Raw genomic sequence first — 22412 nt, 5'->3', positions numbered from 1 at the left:
TCCAAGTGTTTAGCGGGTTGTTATTTTGCTGTCTGAATGTATGAGGGTATGACGCTTTTTCTTATTGATGGCATTAGATTTATAGAAAAATTAGGTGCTGTTACAAAAAGATTTATGAATTGAGTGTTTTTTGTAATGTATTATTGATCAAAAGAGAAGTACAATGAATGAAAATACTCTATACTAGGGCGGATTAAAAATGAAATTTATAGAGGTTAGGAATGCTCGAAAACATAATCTGAAAAATATAAACGTAATCATTCCAAAAGGGAAACTCACTGTAGTGACAGGAGTCAGTGGATCAGGGAAATCAACACTTGCTTTTGATATCCTCTATGAGGAAGGACGTAATCGTTACCTTCAATCGATCGGCTTTTTTGGACAAACCAATCAAGAAGACCATTTTGACGAGATTAAGGGTCTGTCACCAACGATTTCAGTTGAGCAAAGAATTATTCGGCAATCGAACCCGCGTAGCGTAGTAGGAACACGTACATATATCAGTCAATTATTGGGACAGCTCTTCTCACTTGAAGGGCAAATGACATGCTCAAGATGCAATACTACACTTGATTGCGATCTATATTGTGAGAAGTGTGGGATTCAGGAAAGCAGACTCACTCCTCCCTATTTTTCTTTTAATACAGGACTCGGAATGTGTTTAGATTGTCGAGGTCGAGGATATAGTTTCGAATTAATGAGAGATAAGATTGTACCAAATAAGAATAAAAATGTACTAGAAATATGCAGAGGTTTAGGTTTTTTTGGGAAGTCACTACTGGCTCAACTTAGTAACTTTGCAAACATCAATAATATAGACCTTACACTGCCATTTTGTCGTCTTTCTGATGAAACACAACAATTCATTTATTATGGAATGCATGATGTATTTGAAGGTCTATTGCCTTGTATACAAAGAAGAATGAGTTCTACAGATCGAGCACGAAGCGTAGGAGAAACTCAATTTTGTTCAAGAGTAACTTGCCCAACTTGTATGGGTTTCCGAATTGGAGAAGAAGCTCGCAGAGTGACTATAAATGCCAAGCATATCGGTCATTTAGGGAACATGAGTATCTATGAGCTTAAAGCTTTTTTTAGCGATACTATACAATTAGGGCAGATTTCTGCGAACGGTAAAGCGATTATAAACCTAATTATTAGACGACTTCATCTTCTTGTTGAATTGGGCTTGTCTCATCTATCGATAAATAGAAGTTTACCATCATTAAGCGGAGGGGAGATTCAGCGGCTTTTTCTTATGTATCACATCGAATCTGCCTTTGATTCGTTAACCTATATTTTCGATGAGCCAACTTCAGGTCTTCATGAAATTGAGAAGGAATTGATTATTCATAAATTAAGGGGAATACAACAAGCAGGGAACACCGTTATTGTAGTAGAACATGACCCTATGGTGATCAAGGCTGCGGATTATGTGTTGGAACTTGGACCACAAGCTGGTGAAAAAGGGGGGGGAGTCGTTTTTCAAGGCTCCGTCGAAGATATGTTACAAGCAACACAATCGATTACAGGGAAATATTTATCAAAGCAATATGATTTGCCAAGAAAAGAAGAGAACCACTATCGGAGAGTTACTGATATTACGCCAAAACTTACTCTTAAAAATGTAAGTGTTCATAATCTTAAAAATTTTACGGTTAATATCCCCTTAGGTTTGCTAATAGGTGTTACGGGAGTGTCTGGCAGTGGAAAGAGTTCCTTGATATCAGATACATTGGTTCCTCTTTTAAAACAGCGTTTTAAAAAGTCGACAGATATTAATGATGATGAAAACGACTCTGGAGGCCATGACGAATTAATAAACTGTGAACTAGAGGGATATGGGGAGTTAAAAGGTTGTATTGCAGTATCTCAGTCCCCAATTGGAAGACATAAAACATCTATCCCTGCAAGCTATATTGGAATATGGGATAAAATACGTTTGGTATTTGCTTCACAGCCTTTGGCTGCGGAGAGAGGTTACAGTCCCGGACACTTTTCATTTAATTCTTCTGATGGACAATGTGAAAAATGTAAGGGTGAGGGAATCGTACTATTAATAGGCGAGGTTACCCGCGAATGTTCGGAATGCAATGGCAGAAGATACAAAACTGAAATTCTGGAAGTGAAATATGAAGATAACAATATATTCGATATTCTAAATTCTTCAATAACGGATGCTGCAAAAATATTTAAAAATGATCGATCGATTGTGCATATGTTACATACTCTTGAGCGCGTAGGAATGGGCTATTTGAAGTTAGGACAGCCAACTCCTTCTCTAAGTGGCGGTGAAGCTCAGAGAGTAAAACTGGCGAAAGAACTAGGTCATATTCGAAAATCAAATATGCTCTATGTTCTTGACGAACCAACTACTGGCCTAGGTTATTCTGATATTTCTAAATTAATGTTATTAGTAGAAGATTTAACTCAAAAAGGGAACACGGTCATCGTTATAGAACATGATCCAGAGTTCCTGTCATTCTGTGATTGGATTATTGAACTTGGACCCGGAGGTGGAGATAAAGGGGGATATGTAATTGCTCAAGGCTCACCCTGGGATCTAATGAATAATAAGGAATCGATAATCTCGAAATATTTAAAATTATGAATTAGGGAGAGATCATGAAAGATTCTAAAGAAAACAAATCAATACAACGAAGCTATTGGCCAACGAATGATTGGCAGACTTCCGCCCCAGAAGAGAAAGAAATGAATGAAGATATCCTTGCAAAAGCTAATAATTACATTATCGAGAACTTTAGTAATGTAAACAGTTTGCTTGTAATTAGAGATGGTTTTATTGTCAATGAACGGTACTTTAATGGATTTAATGAGAAAGACTTAATGGATATGAGGTCTGTGACCAAAAGCTTCACTTCGACATTAGTTGGAATTGCAATTCATGAAAAATATTTATCTGGTGTTGATGAGAAATTAGGGGATATATTCACTGAACACATTTCTGATCGAACTTCTTTAGTGGGACAAACTTCTATCGAGCAATTGTTGACAATGTGTTCAGGTTTTTATTGGCAAACCGATCGTTGGTTAGTAGAAAGAATGACAGACCGGTTGATTCGCAGTAATGACTGGGTTGATTTCATCTTAAGACTACCTGTTAACCCTGCCTTAAAGGGGAGCTTTCAGTATAAAAGTCCGGATTCACATTTATTATCTGCTATAGTAGCTAAAGTAACGAATCAAGAAGTTGAATACTTTGCTGACAAGCACCTTTTTTCTCCTCTTGGTATTCGAAAGAGAACTTGGCTCACTGACCCCAAGGGAATTCCATATGGAGCGTGTGACTTAAAGTTATTATCACGGGATATGGCGAAGCTCGGGTATTTATATCTGAATAACGGAGTTTGGGATAATAAACAGATCATTTCTTCTTCTTGGGTTGAAGATTCAACCTGTGAAAAAAGTGGTGGGTCGGAGTCAATTGGAACGTACGGGTATCATTGGTGGATAAGCGAAGAAAGAGGTCATAAGGTGTTTTTTGCGGCAGGTGCGGGAGGGCAATATATTTGTTGTGTTCCTGAACTGGATGTAGTCGTTGTTATCACGGCAAAGGTTGCTGCACGAAATTGGAAGAATCCAAGATCAATCATTCGTGACTTCATTATTCCATCCGTTACAAGATAATTATCCTTTGTGTAAAGCTGTTATATGATCTGTACAATCTTATAGGATAGGCATTCCTGAATAGGGCAATGGATAGAGGATTAGTCTAGAAAATACTTGTATTCGTCTAAATGCTCAGATTATAATGAAGTAAATATTTGGTATGTGCAACTGGCGTAAACGTGGAGAACCACGAGGAAGCACATATTTCATATGCCGTACGCCTGGGCAAAGTATCTGGTCTTAGACCGGATACTTTTATTTATTTAATGGGAGATGAAGACAATGGAACAGTTAAGGCGAGCAAGAAATGTAGCAGTATTCATTTTTGAACAGGTTGAACCTTTGGATTTTGCAGGACCGTACGAAGTCTTTATCTCAGGAAGTAACAGAGGGCAGGATTTCAATGTTTTCACTGTCGCGGAAAATAACGGTCCAATCCAAACATTGGGAGGGCTAAGCATCAATCCAGCGTATATTATCGATGATTGTCCTAATCCCGATATATTAGTTATTCCTGGAGGTTGGGGTTCAAGAAAAGAAATGAATAATGAAAAGATTACGAATTGGATTCGAGAGATATCCAATGATGTGGAGGTCATTTTGTCTGTCTGTACTGGAGCCTTGATTTTAGCAAAAGCCCAATTATTAGATGGATTAAAAGTAACAACAAATCGCTCAGCTATGGATGAGTTAAGGCATATTGTACCCGCTTCTACTGAAATAATTGAAGAGGCTCGCTATGTCGACAATGGTAAAATTGTATTATCCGCTGGCATATCTGCTGGTATGGATGCTGCGCTGTATGTTGTAGAAAAATTATTAGGCGAAGATAGAGCTAGAAGAACTGCAGATCTTATGGAATATGATTGGACAAAAGTTTGAAACGGGGGATTCATGTGCATATTCGTCTGCTGGAACATAAAGACCAAAATAACATAGAAAAAATAATGAGTGAATATCCTCTACAATTTCCTACGTTTATCATTGATCAATATCCTGCTCGTTGGTCAACGTTTTTAGTTCCGAGGGAAGAAAACGAGGCAGAAGGATACTACGTTGCGATCGGTGATAATGATGAAATCATTGGGCATGCAGGCTATTTATATARTGACGAGTTGGGTCTATACGAGATCGTGGGAGTAGTGGTAAAGAAGGGGGCCCAGCGGCAGGGTATTGGTGTGGCTTTGATCAATACAATTTTGGATAAAATGGAAATAATGAACGAGAAAAAAATAATTCTTTATACACTAGGCCATGTAGGAAATGAAGATACAATCAAATTTTATCAAAATATCGGGTTTGATTTGACCGCTTACGAAATGGATTTTTTCAGAATGGACTATCATAGAGTTACGTTTGTTAAAACACTGAGCTAAACGGAAAACGATATTTATAGGCGTTTAAAGTATGCTCTCATCCTTATTTCTAAGTTTAGATAAAGAATAAACGCTCATAAATTTATACATATGGAGGTAATACAGTTTGAGTACTCACTATTATTTCAGTTGGTTTAATAATTTTTTTCCAGAGAAACTGGTCGAACGGTTACATGAGGACATCACAGATAGAAAATCACTTGTGATGATTAGCGCTAAGCCGTCTGATTATGAAGGAGAGCAAGTGAACTTTGAGGATATTACGGAATGGACCTGGTTAACTCAGGCTAACCTGATTTTTGATGAACATAACTTCATTGATTACCGTATGCAGAAAGAAGAGGCTCATCAGTTGATTCGGAACGCGTCTGTCATTTTTATGTGTGGAGGATATCCTGTTCAGCAGCATGAGTTTTTGGCGGAATTTGAACTATCCGATATGATTAAGAACAGTAATGCTATTATCATCGGTGCAAGTGCCGGTGCATTAAATATGGCTGCAAAATGGATATCTTCGGCTGACACTAACCCTAAGGATGAAACAACTACGTTTTATGAGGGTCTGAGCTGTAATCATTTTGCCTATGAATCTCATGCTAGACGCGACTACAGCACGTTTGTTAAAGGTTACCTGTTTCCACTATCTGAACAGATGAATGTTTATGCGGCAGAGCAGGAGAGTGCTATTCGTGTAAAGGATGGTAAGTTTGATATCTTAGGCCCTGTATATTTAATTTCTGAATCTAAGATTCAGAAATTGATTGAAACACTCTGATTGGAATGGTTTGTAAACAGGTGCAGAGAATGAACACTTTTAGACCGCCTTCAATGGCGGTTTTTTTAACTTCTACAGATTTTAGATTCTCTTATTTAGAACAGCGATAGGAAGGTCATTCTGTTATCGGAGTGGTGGTGTAAATCCTTCATTCAGTTTAGATACGAGTAAATCCCCAGAAACCGCTAATGAAGGATACCCTGTTCACCCCGGTGTTTTTCTGGTCATTTTTACTTTAAAATAGATAAGTATATAGATAAGGAGTGTTACCATGAACATGAACATCTTTATTATTGAGGATGATGCTCTTCTTCTTGAAGCACTTCGAGAAGGGCTAAGTCAGTGGTCATATGAAGTAAGTAGTCCAACGGATTTCGCACGTGTGATGGATGCTTTTGTAGAACATCGTCCACACTTGGTCATGATTGATATACAGCTTCCCAAGTTTGACGGCTTTCATTGGTGCAGGGAAATACGTGCCCTGTCCAAAGTGCCGATTATCTTTCTTTCCTCCAGAGATCATCCGATGGATATGGTGATGGCGATGAATTTGGGAGCGGACGATTATGTTCCGAAACCGTTTCACATGGATGTACTGATCGCCAAGGTGCAGGCTATTCTTCGTCGGACCTATACATATGAAGAGGCTTCCTCTGATGTGATTGAATGGAACCAAGCGATGCTTGATTTGAAAAGTGGTGAAATTCATAAAGATGGTGAGACGATTGACTTGACCAAAAATGAATTTTTTATCCTGTCGGCCTTAGTGAAATCCAATAACAAAATTATCTCACGTCATGAACTGATGCAGATGCTCTGGGATGATGATCAATTCATTAACGACAATACGCTGACAGCCAACATCACCAGATTACGACAAAAGCTGTCTTACCTTAACTTGGCGGATGGCATTGTAACGAAAAAAGGTCTGGGGTACATGGCCATTACTCTGTAGGAGGTTCCTATTGTTTATCGCTTATCTGAATTATAAAAAAAGCTGGATTGCCTTGATTGGTGTATTGCTTCTGCTTACCAATGCCTTAATCCAATTGGATGCTGGCATCCGTGTGGAGGCTCAGTCTCTTATCTATTTGAATGGATTGATTCTTATTATCTTTTCGGGTTTCTTGGTTTGGAGATATAAAAAGGAAACGGCTTATTATAGATCATTGCTCACTCTTTCTGATCACATCGAGGAAGACTGGTTTGAAGACATCCCCAAACCTAACAGCTCTTTTCCTGACGCTATGGTTTATACTTTATTGGAACAAATTCATCAACATGATCAGAATAAGCGACGTGAGGATCAATTCGCCCAACGCATGGAACATGCGGATCTTGCCTCATGGGTTCATGAGATGAAAACACCCCTTACGGCGATGAAAATCACGATGGATGCTCATCGCTCGAATGAGCTGAGCAGGCGGTTAAATGCGTCTTGGCTCAGGATGCACTTATTATTGGATCAACAACTCTACATTTCACGATTAGCTAACCTGGATGCCGACTTACTACCCGAGAAGCTGGAAGTGAAAGAGCTGTTGCGAGAAGAAATTCGTGAGTTATCGACATGGTGTTTGGAAAAAAATATATCAATCGAGATGACGGGGGACACCGCGTCTACCGTGTATACGGATAAAAAATGGTGCAGATTTGTGGTCAGACAGCTCTTAACCAATGCAATCAAGTACAGCCCAACCAACGGAAATCTAGTTATTCACACACATCTCTATACCAATGAATCCGTGATCGTCACCATTCAGGATGAAGGACCTGGCATACAGGCACATGATCTACCTCGCATATTTGATAGAGGGTTTACGGGCGAAAATGGCAGGGTACAGAACTCGGCTACCGGAATGGGCCTTTATCTGGCGAAAGAAATAAGTGAAAAGTTACATATTAGACTTGAAGTTGCTTCAGCCGTGGGTAACGGAACATCGATCTCGATGATATTCACGAGTGACAATCCGTTTGAACAGCTAAGACGAGCCTTACTATAAACCGAGCAAACATTGAGCAGTCAGGTTATTTTCTAAAGCCTGGCTGCTTTTTAGTTGGGGACTTATACTGTTATTTCATCGGCAAGGTGACGAAAATATCACATTCGAGCCTGATTTATCATCTAAAGCTTACGACCCGGAAGTCGAAAAGAACTACACTGTATATAGAACAACTGGATTGGAGTGCATGGGATGACACATCAAAAGATACCGAAAACCGTTTTAAATGCAGAAGGCGTGCGTAAATCATATGGTTCAAAGGGAAATGTACAACAGGTGTTACAGGGCATTGACCTTCGCGTAACGGAAGGAGAGTTTGTTGGCATTATGGGGCCTTCCGGTTCAGGCAAGACCACACTGCTCAATACGTTAGCAACGATTGACCGGGCTACGGATGGAAATATTTTCATACAAGAGCATGAAGTTTCTAAAATGAAGGATAACCAGCTTTCCGATATCCGTCGTCAGCATCTAGGTTTTATCTTTCAGGATTACAATCTGCTCGATACGTTAACGGTAAAAGAAAATATATTGCTACCTGTGTCTTTGACAAAAATGAGTAAATCCCAAGCTGAACATGAGTTTAAAGAGATTGCAGCCATCTTAGGCATTGAGGAAATAGCGGATAAGTATCCCACTGAAATTTCAGGCGGTCAAAAGCAACGTACCTCTGCGGCACGAGCATTAATTCATTCGCCGTCGCTTGTTTTTGCAGATGAGCCTACGGGTGCTCTGGATTCGAAAGCCGCATCTGATTTACTTGAAAATTTACATGAGATCAACCAGTCACGATGCGTTACCATTATCATGGTTACTCATGACCCGCTGGCTTCCAGCTATTGTAACCGAGTGATTTTTCTAAAGGATGGGAAGGTTTTTGCTGAATTGTACCGGGGAGAAAAAACGCGAGAATCCTTCTTCAAAGACATTCTGGATATGCAGGCTGTGCTTGGAGGAGGCGGTCCGAAATGAATATAAGTAAACTAGTAATGCGAAGTATGCGGAAAAATATCAAAATGTATTATCTTTATTTTTTCGCGATGATTTTCAGTATTGGCTTGTATTTTATCTTTTCTACGCTGCAAAGTGATCAGACCGTGATCGAGACGGTTCAAACCAGCGTGAACTTCTCAACAGCTTTTCAAATTGCAGGCATTTTGCTCATTCTTATTACGATTGTGTTTACGATGTATGCGACGGATATTTTTATCAGAAGGCGTAGTCAAGAGATTGGATTGTATCAACTGATTGGCTTGTCCAAGGCTTGGGTCGCTCGGTTACTGATCTTGGAACATACGATTCTGGGTGTGGGTGCTTTATTCATCGGAACGCTGGTTGGAACATTGCTCTCGCGGTTGTTTCTCTTACTGTTAATGAGCATCTTAGGGCTTGATGCCAAGTTTGGCTTAACCTTTTCTAGCCAGGCATTACTGCAAACGATTGCTGTATTCACTTCCTTGCTTGTAATCACTTCCTTACAGATTATATGGACGGTGCATCGGAGTACATTACTGCAATTGTTTCAGGCTAATCACCAAAAGGATACGTTTGTTAAACGCCCTAGCATCGTATCAGGTATTTTAGGAGCGGCAGGAGTGGGTCTCATCTCGTTTGGTTATTATGTATCTACCTTTATTGGATACGATGCAGATGCATTGATTCTGCTCATGTTAATCGTTCTCATCAGTACCATACTCGGAACCTATTTGGTCTTCCGTACGACTGTAAGCTGGATATTATATATGTATCGAAAAAGGCAAAATGGAAATCTCGGCTTGGTTAACAGCCTTTCGGTAGCTCCTTTAATGCACAGAATGAAAGGTCACGCCAATTCGTTAACCTTGATTACAATATTATCTGCGATGACCATTACGATGATTTCACTGTCCTATTCCTTATATTATTCCATTGAAAAGGACGTAAGATTGGCGATGCCATTTGACTTTGCAGTGGATGTGCCAGAAGATGCCGCTGTGATATCCAGTAAGTTAAAAAAGGCACAGATTACATTCGATCAATACCAGGTCGATGCCATTCAATTTAATGGTTCATGGGTGGATCAGGAGCAAAAGTCCAAACCAAGTCACAGCAACAGACCCTTTTTACTTTTCTCTGCAGAGCGGATGGTGAAGGTTGGAGTACAGCTGGAACTTCCTCCAAAAAATAAAGCCATCTATCATAATTCGAGAGCAGTAATCGAAGGTATGGAAGTTCCGCCTTTAAAAGAAGTTCAGTATGCATCCAACGATGAAATCAATCTATTAACTGTCTCCAAGCACAAGCTTCAGAATGTCATGAATTACGTTTTCCGTGGAGATCAATTACTGGTTTCGGAAGAAACATTCAAGCGAATGAAGGATAGAATTCAGGAGAATGAATACAAAAAAGTGGTGACATTTGAGGTTTTTAACATATTGGATCGTGACCGAACAGATACCGCTTCGAATATTTTTCGATCGAGTGTGGACAGTGACCTGTTTCTCCGGGACTTTTATTCCACCTATGAGGGATCGCGTCAAAACTTTGGGTTGCTTATTTTCATTGCCGGTTTCCTCGGCTTGGTCTTTATCCTTTCCACAGGAAGTATTTTGTACTTTAAACAGATGACCGAGGCCGAACAAGAGAAATCTCATTATCGGACACTGCGACAGCTCGGATTTCAAGTTGGCGATATAATGAGAGGCATTATCCGTAAACAGCTGTTTGTATTTTTAATCCCGCTGGGAATGGGGTTAACCCATGCTGCTTTTGCCTTGAAGGTAAGTACAATTCTCATCGCTGCGAGTATGCTGACACCAATTATCATTAGTATGGCGGCATATATTATCATTTATTTAGCGTTTATGGTCGTTACCATCGGGTACTACAGAAGTATCGTCACTAATGCACTATAGAAAGGAATGAAACAAATGAACAAAAGGGTTCTCATTTCTTGTATCGAAATCTACTGTAGAAGAAAGAAGATCATGAGGCTCTGAGCATAAAACAGTAACTTTTCAAAACGTTATCACATCTTGTGGTAGTGCCGATATTACGCCTGAACAATCTCATAACTTTAGCCTGATATTGGCTGAATTTTCCCCTGCAAATTGTCGGTGTAGGCCAGGCTTCCATCGGTCGTGATGACAGCGGCCCCGATATGTTTCATTTGATTCACTTTATGAATAATAGAGACTGCATCTAACCCAAATAATTGTGTCGTATAGATGTCACAGTCAATTGACCTATCTGCAATAATGGTCAGCGAAGCGACATCATTTTCAATAGGATAGCCTGTTTTGCTACTGAATATATGATGGTACTGCTGACCTTTCTTTTCTAAAACACGCTCGTATATACCCGAGGTAACGACGGATTGTTCTCTGATGCTAACGAGTGCGGCTGCATTGCCTCGGGGTAAAAAGGGATTCTGTATGCCAACGTTCCAGTAATTTGAACCCGAAGGAGAATCGCCATGAACAAGCACATTTCCGCCCATATCGACCATAGCTGAGATTACCCCGTTTTTTTTGAAAAAGCCCATCACCTGATCGGCAAAATAACCTTTAGCGATGGCGCCCAGGTCGATTTCCATGCCTCTTTTTAATAAATATACGGTGTGCTGCTCATCGTCGAGCTGTATATGTTCAGGGCTTAAGAGGGCCAGAACCTCCTTAATCTCTGTATCCTTTGGCACCTGTGCCTCGCGGAATCCAATTCTCCACAATTTGATCAACGGACCAATCGCAATATTTAAAAAAGAATCTTCCTGCAGGCTGTGTTCTTTGCCTATCTTGATAAGATCATACAGTTCCCTGTCTACTTGGAGCGGATGGGACGCGGCTTCTTGTTTCAACATCGCAAGCTGTGAGTAATCACTGTTGGCGCTAAAGACTTTTTCGTAACGGAAAAGCATATTCTCTGCTTCCTGAACCAGCTCCTCAACATTCTCCCCTTCGATATATATAGAAATTTTAGTTCCCATGAGAGGGATCATTTTCGTAAAAGTGTTCATGCGGACCTCCCCCTACACTGCGCATTGTTGTCCGTGATTGAGAAAAGTATGGATAAGGTCATGATCCACACTTGTCAGCTTTCTATCGCTATGATGTGCTATAAAATAGTCCAGACTCATCTTATCGATTGGGATCGGGTAGATGTTGTATTCGGAAGGAGACTCGTCAATCCGGACACTTTCTGGAATGATCGTCAGGCCCAGATTCTGTTTGGCAAGCTTCAACACCGTGTGAATTTCGTTGCTTTCCATCACGATGCTCGGTTGTATTTTATGCACACTAAGTAATTGATCGATCTGTTTACGGATGGCAGAGCCTTTGGACGTTAAAACGAGCTGTTGGCTCAGAATGGTAGGGATATCAAACGTTCCCTCCGGTATGACAGCAACATTCTTCTGATATAGTTCACAGCCGCGCGGAATAACCGCCCGGTAACTGTGTTTGCCCCAACTAAACGCATTTAGATTTGGAGAAATACTGCTCGAATTTTGCCCAATCCAGAAGTCCAATTCAACATTTTGAATCCGTTTTTCATTTTTTTCAGGCAGATCCTCAATCAGATTAATCTTAAAATCAGAATGAAGCTTTAAAAATGCAGGTAAGAAAAGGGGTGTCAAATAGGAACCCAGGCTGGGCAGAATTCCGATTCGTAACACTTTATTGCCGATATCCGATGCATAGGAAATTTCTTTCATGAGCTTGGCGTAGCTATGTTCGAGTGAAGTTAAATACTGATAATAGATTTTTCCCTGTTCGGTTAATCGATATGGAAGCTTGTTGCGAGTGATCAACTCACAATCCAACTGACTTTCGACTTTTTTGATTACCTTTGTCAGATAGGGCTGAGAAATATAAAGGGATTGGGCCGCTTTGCTAAAATTGCTGTATTTCAAAAGGCTATCGATGTAACATAAAATATCCTGAGATTCTAATTTAGACATGTCGCTCACCCTTTGTGAAAAAAATAACAAACTTTGAATTTGAGGTGATTATAACAAATTGGTTATCAAACTGCAATGAATAACTATTAGATCATTCCAGCTCTTCTATGTTAGAGTTATGCCGAAAGATAGAGTCTGACATTGACGAACATTATTTTCGAATGACAGAGAGGGGATTACGATGAATTATTTAGCTATTGTTGGCACGAATTCGGATGAATCAACGAACCGCACACTACTTCAATTTATGCAAAAGCATTTTGCAGATGAGGCTCAGATTGACTTGTTTGAAATTAAGGATCTGCCTGCTTTTATTGAAAAGGATGAGATAGAAGATGCTGAAATTGGCATTCCTGTGAAGGTGCAAGATTTGCTGGATCAGATTTCTAAAGCAAAGGGCATTATTATTGCTACTCCGGAGTATGATCATGCGATCCCTGCTGTACTGAAAAGTGCCTTGGAATGGATCAGTTATACCACTCAAACGTTGAAAGACAAGCCGGTTCTGATTGTGGGCGCTTCACACGGCTCACTTGGTTCTTCCAGAGCGCAAGCGCATCTTAGACAAATTCTGGATTCACCTGAGCTTGGAGCGAGATTAATGCCTAGCAGTGAGTTTCTTTTGGGAAAATCGCAGAGTGCATTTGATCAAAGTGGTAGCTTGATCAGCGCAGAGAAAGTAGCAGAGCTTGAAGAGATTTTCAGGGAGTTTGTTTTGTTCACGGAGATCACTACGGAACTGCTGTCCAAACGAACGTTGAAGCAAAAAACGAAAAAATTTTCCTGGCAAGAGTAGGAGGCTGACTACAATGAAAATTATAGCAATCGTGGGCACCAATGCAAAGAAATCGTATAATCGCAAGCTGCTTCAGTTCATGCAAAAACATTTTGAATTCAGAGCTGCCATTGAAATTCTCGATATTACCGATGTTCCTATGTTTAATCAATCCGATAACCAAACGAACAGTGCCATTATACAATCGTTTAATGAAAAGATTATCGCAAGTGATGGCGTCATCATTGCTACTCCAGAATATAATCATTCCATCCCTTCATCTCTTAAGAGCCTGCTCGAATGGCTTAGCTTTGAAATCCATCCGCTGGCAGGAAAGCCCGTTATGATTATTGGTGCGTCACAAGGAACGCAAGGTTCGTCTCGTGCCCAGTTGCATCTTCGTCAAATCCTGGACGCACCTGGTGTTGAGGCGAACGTGATGCCAGGATATGAATTTTTGCTGGGCAGTGCACATAAAGCGTTTGACGAAGCAGGCAACCTGAACAGTGAAGGCACGATTGATTTCCTGGAGGTATGTTTCTTGCGGTTCCTCCGTTTTGCAAAAATATCTAATCAGCTCAACGAGGAAGAAGAGTTCACCTATAAACCGGGTGTGTATGAAGTCAATGCCATCGGTCACAGTGGGAATCTACCAATGAAGGTATCCTTTAGTGAGAATCGGATTGAAAGCATCGACATCGATTCCAAGGGAGAAACCGAAGGCATCGCCGATGTTGTTTTTGTAAGAATCCCGAATAAAATTATTGAAGGACAGACACTCAATGTGGATGCGCTCTCCGGTGCTTCTGAAACGAGCAATGCGGTCATTAACGGTGTTGCCAAAGCGGTTAAGCTTGCCGGCGTGAATCCGGATATCCTGAAAAGACGCGCAAAACCTGCCAGCAGCCAGATGAAGGATGATGAGGAGTATACTTGTGATGTGGTCGTTGTAGGGGGAGGCGGCGCGGGTTTAAGTGCTGCTGCAACAGCTTTACAGCATGGAGCTAGTGCGATTGTGCTTGAGAAATATCCAGCTGTGGGGGGCAATACGATCCGTTCAGGGGGCCCTGTCAATGCCGCAGATCCGCTATGGCAGCAGCAGTTTAACGAGAATCCAGGTGAAAGACAGACCATTGAAAATTTATTGAGTACGGATGAGAGCCTGATCCATCCTGAATATATAGATGATTTCCAAGCTCTCAAAGAAGAGTTTACAGCATATCAGGAAAAGTTCGGTACACAAAAGGCTTATTTATTCGACTCTCCGCTGCTTCACAGAATGCAAACCTATTTCGGGGGCAAACGAACGGACTTGAATGGCAATATGATCTATGGACAGTATGATTTGGTCAAAGTACTTACAGACCGTGCCTTGGAGAGTGTGCAGTGGCTTGAAGATATCGGGGTCGAATATGATAAGAGCATCGTATTTGCTCCAGTGGGTGCCCTGTGGCGACGTGGTCATAAACCTGTCAAAAGTTATGGCTCCGCCTTTATCATCGCTCTTAGCAAGTATGTAGAGGAAAATGGCGGACAAATTATTACAGATACTCCGGTTAAACAGTTAATCATTGAAGATGGAAAAATAGCAGGTGTTATTGCAACTGGAGTTAACGGACAGAAAATCACCGTTCATGCGAAAGCTGTTGTGCTTGCTAGTGGTGGTTTTGGGGCGAATACACAGATGCTCAAGGAATATAACACGTACTGGAGCCACATCGATGATGATATCAAAACGACGAATTCCTACGCGATGACAGGGGATGGAATATCACTTGGCAAAAGCGCAGGAGCGGCATTAACAGGGATGGGTTTCACACAAATGATGCCTGTAGCCGATCCAGAGACTGGCGAACTGTTCAGTGGACTGCAAGTACCACCTGAGAACTTTGTCATTGTTAACAAAAAAGGTGAGCGTTTTGTTAATGAATTTTCTGGGCGGGATGTGTTGACTAAAGCGGCCATTGAACAGGGAAGTTTATTCTATCTAATCGCTGACGATGAGATTAAGAAAACCGCAGCGAATACCAGCCAAGAAAAGATAGATCGGCAGGTTGAAGCGGGCACTCTTTTCAAAGCCAATACGATTGAAGAACTGGCAGTGAAAGTGGGTATGGACCCTCAGGTGCTTAGAACTACGATTGATAAATATAACTCTTACGTGGATGCGGGCTTTGATCCGGAGTTCCATAAGGATACGTTTAGCTTAAAAGTGGAAAAAGCACCATTTTACGCTACGCCAAGAAAACCTGCCGTTCACCATACAATGGGTGGCATTAAGATTGATACCCAAACCCGTGTACTGGATGAGAACGGTCAGCCGATTGCTCATCTGTACGCTGCCGGGGAAGTAGCAGGAGGAATACACGCAGGTAACCGTTTGGGTGGTAATGCCTTGACAGACATCTTTACGTTTGGACGAATTGCGGGTAAAACGGCTGTTGAAGAAATAGAATGATGTTGAGAAACGGCAAAAAGAATTAAAGTCCTCACGCATATAAGGATACAAATTTCATAATTTGAATAACCCGCTATACATAAGGATTTCAGCGTGTATAGCGGGTCTTTTTACATTGAGAATAACATCGTTACGACGGGAACATATATATCGTTGCAAGACAATATAAAATTGACGCGTGTAAAAGGGGAATTTCCACAAATTCAAAATGTAAGCGCTATAAAAAATTGTAGACAGGTGCTGGGAAAGAGTGATATATTGTTTCTGTAAGAAACAATATTATTCATAGCGGACATAAAAATAAGGAAAAGGATGGGATATACGATGAACAGTATCGAAACAACGATGAAATCCTTTGACGGAACACAGCTTTATTTTAGTAAGAATACAGTGGAGGATGCGAAGGCAGCCGTAGTCATCGTACATGGATTGGCTGAGCATGCCAGCCGCTATGATTATTTGACAGAGAAACTGAACGGGCATGGATTCAACGTATATCGTTTTGACCATCGGGGTCATGCGAGATCGGAAGGACAGCGTACGTTTTATAGTGATTTTCATCATCTGATTGATGATGTCAACGCTGTAGTGGAGGTTGCACTGGAGGAGAGTGGTGATACACCACTGTATATTATTGGACATAGTATGGGCGGTTTTGCTTCTTCATCATTTGGAACGAAATATCCGGGAAAAGTGAAGGGCATCGTATTATCAGGAGCGCTTACACGATTTAATACGAAAGTGGCAGGAGAACTGCCGATGGCTCTGCCAGCAGGCACGTATTTTCCGAATGAACTTGGCAGCGGCGTGTGCAGTGTTCCTGAGGTTGTATCCGCTTACGCTAATGACCCGCTAGTAGAAAAAGAGATTTCTGTAGATTTGTTTAACAGTCTGGGGTATGGCGTAGAATGGCTGAAAGAACATGCGAAGCAATTTGTTGATCCGGTGCTTGTGTTACATGGAGCGAATGATGGGCTCGTGAGCGAAAAGGATTCCCGTGACTTCTACGGAGATATCGCTTCGGCAGATAAAACACTGAAAATCTATGCACATCTCATGCATGAAATATTTAATGAGACAGCACGGGATGAAGTGATTGAAGAAGCAATTTCATGGATTGAAAAACGAATCTGATTTCAGTAGAGTATTAGAGAGACAGAGACTCTGAAGACGAAAGGGATTACGCATGAAATTAGATTGGATGGGTGACCATCGGGAGCTTGTTGAGAAAATAATCAAATACGGCAATGCATACTCGAACACCTACAAGCTGCAACGAAGCTACGGAACGGATATGACTTTCTCCGCTGCCCAGATCCAGACACTCGAATATATTCTGGAAGCAGAGGATCAGGAAGAGAAGATGTCTGAGATGGCCGCGCGTTTAGGCGTTAGTCGCAGTACATTTTCTAAAAATGTGAAGAATTTGACCGAAAAAGGACTACTGGAAAAATATCATTTAAGCGGTAACCGCAAAGATATTTATGTCAAACCTTCTGCCAAAGGTCGCGAGGTATACACCAAATACACCGCAATTGTCCGAGAACTTTGTTTTGATGATATTTTTAAGCTGGCAGATCAGATTACGGAAGCTGACAAAAAAAGCTTTATTCGTATCATGGATCTGTTTGCCGATGTGCTCGTCTGGTACGGTGAAAAAGAGCAGGAGCCACGTAAGCTCATCAAAATTGAGCCGGATAACTGATCGTTCCCAATGCCGGAAACAGCGTAGCGAATATGTAGTTTTTGTTTTAATTACCAGAATGACGATTACGAAGTGAAAAATAATTCCCTTAAAGCTTTATATAAGTTGAGCTATTCTTTTACACATTAACGAAGAGGACAGAAAAAACCTGGACAAGCAAAGCGTTCGCTAAAAGCTTTCTGCAAGAAAGCTACATCGGAAGCATACGCTTATCACCGGATTTTCCCCTTTTGAGAAGAGAATCAAAAAAAATCTGTGGATAACAGYGATTGGAAGGTAATTCTGTCATCGGAGTGGACTGTGTAAAATCTTTAGTTTAACTTATATTTTGGTTTTAAGGTTTTTTTTGCTTATAGGACATTCTACAGCCCATTCCCTCCGCGGATGTCGGTCATACAGTATAAGATGCCTAGTGCAGAAGTGCTGTATAACGATCAATAACGCAGGGAGTGGGATGTTTGAAAATAAACATGAAAACAAAAACAAAACTGACTGGTCGCGTCATCTTTAAAGGAGATCCGGGCTATGAGGCGGCACGTAAAAACTGGGACCCGCATACCGACAGGTATCCTAAAGTCTTCGTTTTTGCCCAAAAAACGAAAGATGTATCGAATGCGATCAAATGGGCTCGTGAAAATAAGGTACCGATCCGGCCGCGAAGTGGAAGGCATGCACTTGAGGTTAATTTGTCACAGGTGAACGGTGGGATTGTCATTGATGTCAGTGATCTGAACACCATCAAGCTGAATAAAACAACAGGAACAGCCGTTGTGGGAGCGGGAAACCGGGTTGGGAGAATTGCGCATACACTCGCACGTCAGGGGTTTATTGCTCCATTTGGAGATAGCCCTACGGTCGGTATAGGCGGTATTACGCTGGGAGGAGGCATCGGTCCTCTTCAACGCACGATTGGTCTGATCAGTGATAATTTGCTGGAATTCGAGATGGTGGATGCGAACGGGAAAATCATTCGTGCAAACAAAAAATGCAACGCAGATCTGTTCTGGGCATCACAAGGCGGTGGCGGAGGCAACTTCGGGGTCTACACCCGTTACAAATTCAAAGTACGCCGTGCACCAGCCAGAGCAACAGTCTACCGGATTACCTGGCCATGGGCTCAATTCGAGAAGTTGCTCAAAGTGTGGCAAAAGTGGGCTCCATCGGTGGATACGCGGCTCGGGAGTGAACTGTCCATCGGACCCAAAAAGGGCGGAAATGTTAGTATGGAAGGTCTGTTTCTTGGTTCCAAATCGGAGGCACTACGGCTGCTAAAACCGATGACCAGCACGGGTACGCCTTCCCAGACGATCATACGGTCAGTCCCTTACACGGAAGCCGTCACTTTTCTGCTGCCGCCCGATCCAGTGCTTACCCAAAGGTACAGTAATCAATTTTCCTCCGGGTTTGGCCGGAAACCATTCCCGGATCGGGCAATCCAATCGATGCGAGAGTTTCTGGAAAATGTGGAAGGCGAGTTCGCCGGATTCTTTTTCCTGAACTGGGGCGGTGCCGTTAGCCGTAAATCACCTACCTCCACAGCATTTTACTGGCGTAAAGCCAAGTTCTATGTGGAATGGAACAGTTCATGGACCAAACCATCCCAGGCAGCCAAAAATATTGCGATTGTGCGGAACACACGCAAAAAATTACAGCCATACATCGTCGGTTCGTACATTAATGTACCAGATCAGGGAATCAAACGTTCGGGGCCAGTATACTACGGAGCGAACTATGCCCGCTTGCGCAGAGTCAAAGCCAAATACGATCCCCAAAATGTGTTTAATAACCCGCAAAGCATTCCTCCGGCACGCAGTCTAAAATGAGAGAGGATGGAAATGTAATCGAACGATGTAATTGAAAAATAGAGGTCATGGAAAAGGAGCCGCTTATTGCGGCTCCCTGACGCTACGCCAATATAGTTTAGCCTAGTTTACAGACACTTTTGTGTGTATTTCTTTCCAAATTTACTCTTCGCTTCGTTAACATTCTGTTAGAATGCCCCTCAACGCCTTCGAATTAGACAAGTACTTATTGCAGGTACATTAGTCTAATTACTTTTTTTGGTTAGCCAGCCACTCCATAAGTGTTACGGCTTTTCCTTTAATTTTCACTGGTTTGCCATTGAAGTCTTTGGAGATGTCATTATTCAAAACAGGAATCCAGGACCAGTGCCCATTGTATTCATATGGGGCTTTATCGCCGTTTCCTTTGGTATATACCCCACTCATATCCAGCACCTTATCAAAGTAGGAGTAATGGGCATTTTTGGCGCCTGCAGCAATCAGGCGTTTGTAGGTAGCTGTTGACGTTTTGGACGTATCCACCGTCTGATCCGCTCCTGCAGCTGTGAACCAGATCGGAGTGTTTTTCAACTTGGAGATATCTTGCTTGGTTAACAAGGAATCCTCGTATGCTTCTGCGGAAGGATATGCAGCGGCAAAGTAATCCGGGTTCGCTAGCAGCATATTTAGAGTCATAAATCCGCCATTAGAGCATCCGCCAATGTAGATGCGATTCGTATCAATATCCGATGCATGCTGTTTCACATATTGTTTGATCAAAGCGGTTAACGATCGGGTATACATACTTTTTCCGTCCTTGGTATATTGCCCGGTTCCGTCATTCATCCAGAATGTTGGTGTTTGTGGAACCAATACAGCAGCATCCCCAAAATACTTTTGAATCGATTCATCGGCTAAAGCTGTTACTTTATTACCCAGAAGGGCAATTCTCGGATCAGTACCTCCCTCACCAGCACCGTGAAGCCAGATGATCAATGGCTTTTTCTTGCTGGTATCGGGCATATACGAAGCGTAGGTCAGATTAATCTGACCAAACTTGGAGTCCTTATAGCTAAATTTTCCGGACGTATCAAACACATCGACACCTTGTTCAATCATCCTATGTGGTGTGTCAGGTCTTGTAGTTAAATGCTCGACGGCATTGCCTGCGTTATCCTGCAGTGATTTTTGCTGAATAATCGTATATTGAAAGTCTGTATATCGATTGGTAAAACTCTGAAGATCAAACATAAACGGACTGCTTGTCATCAGATCTGGATGGACTTTCATTTCGATTGTAATATACTGCCCACTGGAATCGGAGATTTTATTACCACTTTTGTCAGAAAGGTAGGCTCTTTCTATCGTTCTGCTACTGCTATCGGAGCCATCGTATTTTTGCTGCGTTTGAAAATTAATCATCGGATAACTTCGTTCTGCAAGAACTTTGAACGAGTCTGTAGTAAGTGTATTCGCTTGAATAGCTATACCTGTATCCAGAATGATTTTGTAGACACCCGGGCCCCAATCGTAACCTTTGGTCACAAGAGAGTAGGATAGAGGAGAACGTGTTTCGGAAGAGTTGTTTGCGCTTACATTAGTGGAGACGAGAAGAGTTGAAGTCAGAGCAAGAGCCAAGAAACCGGAGAGCAGTCCTTTTTTCATATTCATCAGCATATACCTCCAAATGTATTATGTATTCAGCCTTTATCATTGTACCATTTCAGGAGGAACATGGGAAAATATAATGGCTCTTTCCTGTGTCATTGCAAACAAAAGAACCGCCCAAAATCACCATGAGGTGAAATCCAGACGGTCCTTATTATCTGTATCAAACGTGTCGTTCCCTACAATAAGCGATCATGACACGCCATATTTCCGGCCATTCTTTTTAATTATTATTGTTTAACCGCTTCGCCAGCAAACACTTCAACGTTCATTGGTGCAGCCATGAATGCCGCAGCTTGTTGTACAAAGGCTTGGAAGTGAGCACTTGAGTTATGAGCAGCGGTTGCTGGCTCATCTTTCCACAGCTCAATCATGGTATAGCTTTGCTCACGTTCAGTGTTTTTCACCAGATCATAGCTGATGTTGCCTTCTTCTTGACGAGTTGCAGCAATCAGTTCTTTGGCAGCAGCCAGGAAAGCTTGTTCTTGAGCGGCTTGTACTTGCAAATGTGCGTGAATGATAATCATAGTTGTGACCTCCAGATAGTAGTTTGTTTTCAAATAGAACTAATCCATATAAGACAATAACGTCTCTGTGTTTCATCTTAAAAAAGCAGTTTGAGCAATTTATAATAAAGGATGTCGTACTCGCTTAAGCCCAAGTAGTGATTGTATCTACAGGCAGACGGTAAGATGGGTGACCTTCTTTGGCAGATTTACCGATCGAGATCAGCATAACCGGTTGATAACGGTCTTTATCCATACCGAATGTTTCTGCGATTTGAGCTTTTTCGTATCCGCCAATTGGGTTTGTATCGTAACCGTGAGCACGTGCAGCCAGCATCAATTGCATGGAAGCCAGACCAGCATCGATCAGATTAACGTCACGTAGATCGGAAGCAGGCATATTGTCGTAGTAGGGTTTAACTACTTTGACTTGTTGTTCGGCGATTTCTTTAGGCATATATCCATGCTCTACCGCTTTACCGAAAATCTCTTCCAAGTACTCGCCATTTTTCATATCGATAAACACGCCGATTACAGCGGCAGAAGTCAGAACTTGGTTTTGGTTGAATTTTGCAAGTGGTGCGAGCTTTTCTTTGCCTTCAGGTGTATCAACAACAAGAAAACGCCAAGGTTGCATGTTTACGGAAGATGGAGCGCGGGAAGCTTCTGCCAAAATTTCAGTCATTTCTTCACGGCTGATTTTCACTTCAGGGTCATACAGTTTGACGGAACGACGGCCGTAGGTAATTTCGTTAAAATCATTGGTTTTTTGGAATTTGCTTTGTGTTGTAGTCATGGA

19 protein-coding genes and 1 riboswitch are annotated in these 22412 nt (G+C 41.7%); of the genes, 14 read left to right on the top strand and 5 right to left on the bottom strand.

Going from position 1 to position 22412, the window contains the following annotated elements; all coding sequences use genetic code 11:
• The first annotated feature begins 199 nt into the window (after positions 1–199).
• The 9 genes from AB4Z30_RS09430 (at position 200) to AB4Z30_RS09390 (ending at position 10678) form a co-directional block, all read left to right on the top strand.
• Complete coding sequence (locus AB4Z30_RS09430; protein WP_441925566.1) at positions 200–2611, top strand: excinuclease ABC subunit UvrA; 2412 nt, start codon at positions 200–202, stop codon at positions 2609–2611.
• Positions 2612–2625: 14 nt separating this feature from the next.
• Entirely contained in the window at positions 2626–3648 is a 1023-nt protein-coding gene (locus AB4Z30_RS09425; RefSeq protein ID WP_441925564.1) for a serine hydrolase domain-containing protein, read from the top strand.
• A 136-nt stretch (positions 3649–3784) separates the two neighbouring features.
• Positions 3785–3864: riboswitch (ZMP/ZTP riboswitch) on the top strand.
• A gap of 48 nt (positions 3865–3912) precedes the next feature.
• On the top strand, positions 3913–4512 hold the full coding sequence (locus AB4Z30_RS09420; RefSeq protein WP_441925562.1) for a DJ-1/PfpI family protein: 600 nt from the start codon (positions 3913–3915) through the stop codon (positions 4510–4512).
• Between the two features lie 14 nt (positions 4513–4526).
• Positions 4527–5006, top strand: coding sequence for a GNAT family N-acetyltransferase (locus AB4Z30_RS09415; protein WP_441925560.1), 480 nt, complete (start codon positions 4527–4529; stop codon positions 5004–5006).
• 106 nt (positions 5007–5112) lie between these two features.
• Complete coding sequence (locus AB4Z30_RS09410) at positions 5113–5781, top strand: Type 1 glutamine amidotransferase-like domain-containing protein (protein WP_441925558.1); 669 nt, start codon at positions 5113–5115, stop codon at positions 5779–5781.
• A gap of 271 nt (positions 5782–6052) precedes the next feature.
• Positions 6053–6736, top strand: coding sequence for a response regulator transcription factor (locus AB4Z30_RS09405; protein WP_441925556.1), 684 nt, complete (start codon positions 6053–6055; stop codon positions 6734–6736).
• A 10-nt stretch (positions 6737–6746) separates the two neighbouring features.
• Positions 6747–7784: a sensor histidine kinase gene (locus AB4Z30_RS09400; RefSeq protein WP_441925554.1), complete on the top strand. Its 1038-nt coding sequence runs from the start codon at positions 6747–6749 to the stop codon at positions 7782–7784.
• A 192-nt stretch (positions 7785–7976) separates the two neighbouring features.
• Positions 7977–8756, top strand: coding sequence for an ABC transporter ATP-binding protein (locus AB4Z30_RS09395; protein ID WP_441925552.1), 780 nt, complete (start codon positions 7977–7979; stop codon positions 8754–8756).
• Positions 8753–10678: an FtsX-like permease family protein gene (locus AB4Z30_RS09390; protein WP_441925550.1), complete on the top strand. Its 1926-nt coding sequence runs from the start codon at positions 8753–8755 to the stop codon at positions 10676–10678. The genes AB4Z30_RS09395 and AB4Z30_RS09390 overlap by 4 nt, the downstream gene beginning before the upstream one ends.
• A gap of 161 nt (positions 10679–10839) precedes the next feature.
• Here the strand turns inward: AB4Z30_RS09390 and AB4Z30_RS09385 are convergent, their stop codons facing one another.
• Together AB4Z30_RS09385 and AB4Z30_RS09380 are read right to left on the bottom strand one after the other, a co-directional pair.
• Complete coding sequence (locus tag AB4Z30_RS09385) at positions 10840–11778, bottom strand: FAD:protein FMN transferase (protein ID WP_441925548.1); 939 nt, start codon at positions 11776–11778, stop codon at positions 10840–10842.
• Positions 11779–11790: 12 nt separating this feature from the next.
• Complete coding sequence (locus AB4Z30_RS09380) at positions 11791–12720, bottom strand: LysR substrate-binding domain-containing protein (protein ID WP_441925546.1); 930 nt, start codon at positions 12718–12720, stop codon at positions 11791–11793.
• 181 nt (positions 12721–12901) lie between these two features.
• On the opposite strand from AB4Z30_RS09380, the gene AB4Z30_RS09375 reads away from it, so the two are divergent.
• From AB4Z30_RS09375 to AB4Z30_RS09355, 5 genes are all read left to right on the top strand, one after another.
• Positions 12902–13516, top strand: coding sequence for an NADPH-dependent FMN reductase (locus AB4Z30_RS09375; protein ID WP_441925544.1), 615 nt, complete (start codon positions 12902–12904; stop codon positions 13514–13516).
• A 13-nt stretch (positions 13517–13529) separates the two neighbouring features.
• The gene (locus AB4Z30_RS09370) at positions 13530–15953 is read left to right on the top strand and encodes a flavocytochrome c (RefSeq protein ID WP_441925542.1); all 2424 of its coding nucleotides are present in this window, start codon (positions 13530–13532) and stop codon (positions 15951–15953) included.
• Positions 15954–16277: 324 nt separating this feature from the next.
• Entirely contained in the window at positions 16278–17087 is an 810-nt protein-coding gene (locus AB4Z30_RS09365) for an alpha/beta hydrolase (RefSeq protein WP_441925540.1), read from the top strand.
• Positions 17088–17139: 52 nt separating this feature from the next.
• Positions 17140–17658 (top strand): MarR family winged helix-turn-helix transcriptional regulator, encoded by a 519-nt coding sequence (locus tag AB4Z30_RS09360; RefSeq protein WP_441925538.1) that lies wholly within the window; start codon positions 17140–17142, stop codon positions 17656–17658.
• Positions 17659–18128: 470 nt separating this feature from the next.
• A complete protein-coding gene (locus tag AB4Z30_RS09355) occupies positions 18129–19481 on the top strand; it encodes an FAD-binding oxidoreductase (protein ID WP_441925536.1) in 1353 nt (450 codons plus the stop codon).
• 228 nt (positions 19482–19709) lie between these two features.
• Here AB4Z30_RS09355 and AB4Z30_RS09350 read toward each other — a convergent pair whose 3' ends face one another.
• From AB4Z30_RS09350 to AB4Z30_RS09340, 3 genes are all read right to left on the bottom strand, one after another.
• The gene (locus AB4Z30_RS09350; protein WP_441925534.1) at positions 19710–21110 is read right to left on the bottom strand and encodes a prolyl oligopeptidase family serine peptidase; all 1401 of its coding nucleotides are present in this window, start codon (positions 21108–21110) and stop codon (positions 19710–19712) included.
• Between the two features lie 227 nt (positions 21111–21337).
• On the bottom strand, positions 21338–21634 hold the full coding sequence (locus tag AB4Z30_RS09345; protein WP_441925532.1) for a putative quinol monooxygenase: 297 nt from the start codon (positions 21632–21634) through the stop codon (positions 21338–21340).
• A gap of 124 nt (positions 21635–21758) precedes the next feature.
• Positions 21759–22409: a nitroreductase family protein gene (locus AB4Z30_RS09340; protein WP_441925530.1), complete on the bottom strand. Its 651-nt coding sequence runs from the start codon at positions 22407–22409 to the stop codon at positions 21759–21761.
• Positions 22410–22412 lie beyond the last annotated feature (3 nt).

Source organism: Paenibacillus sp. 2TAF8 (assembly GCF_052114825.1).
In the GTDB taxonomy this organism is placed as follows: domain Bacteria; phylum Bacillota; class Bacilli; order Paenibacillales; family Paenibacillaceae; genus Paenibacillus.
The sequence above is the reverse complement of the archived record's forward strand: the minus strand, read 5'-3'. Positions and strand labels throughout refer to the sequence as shown.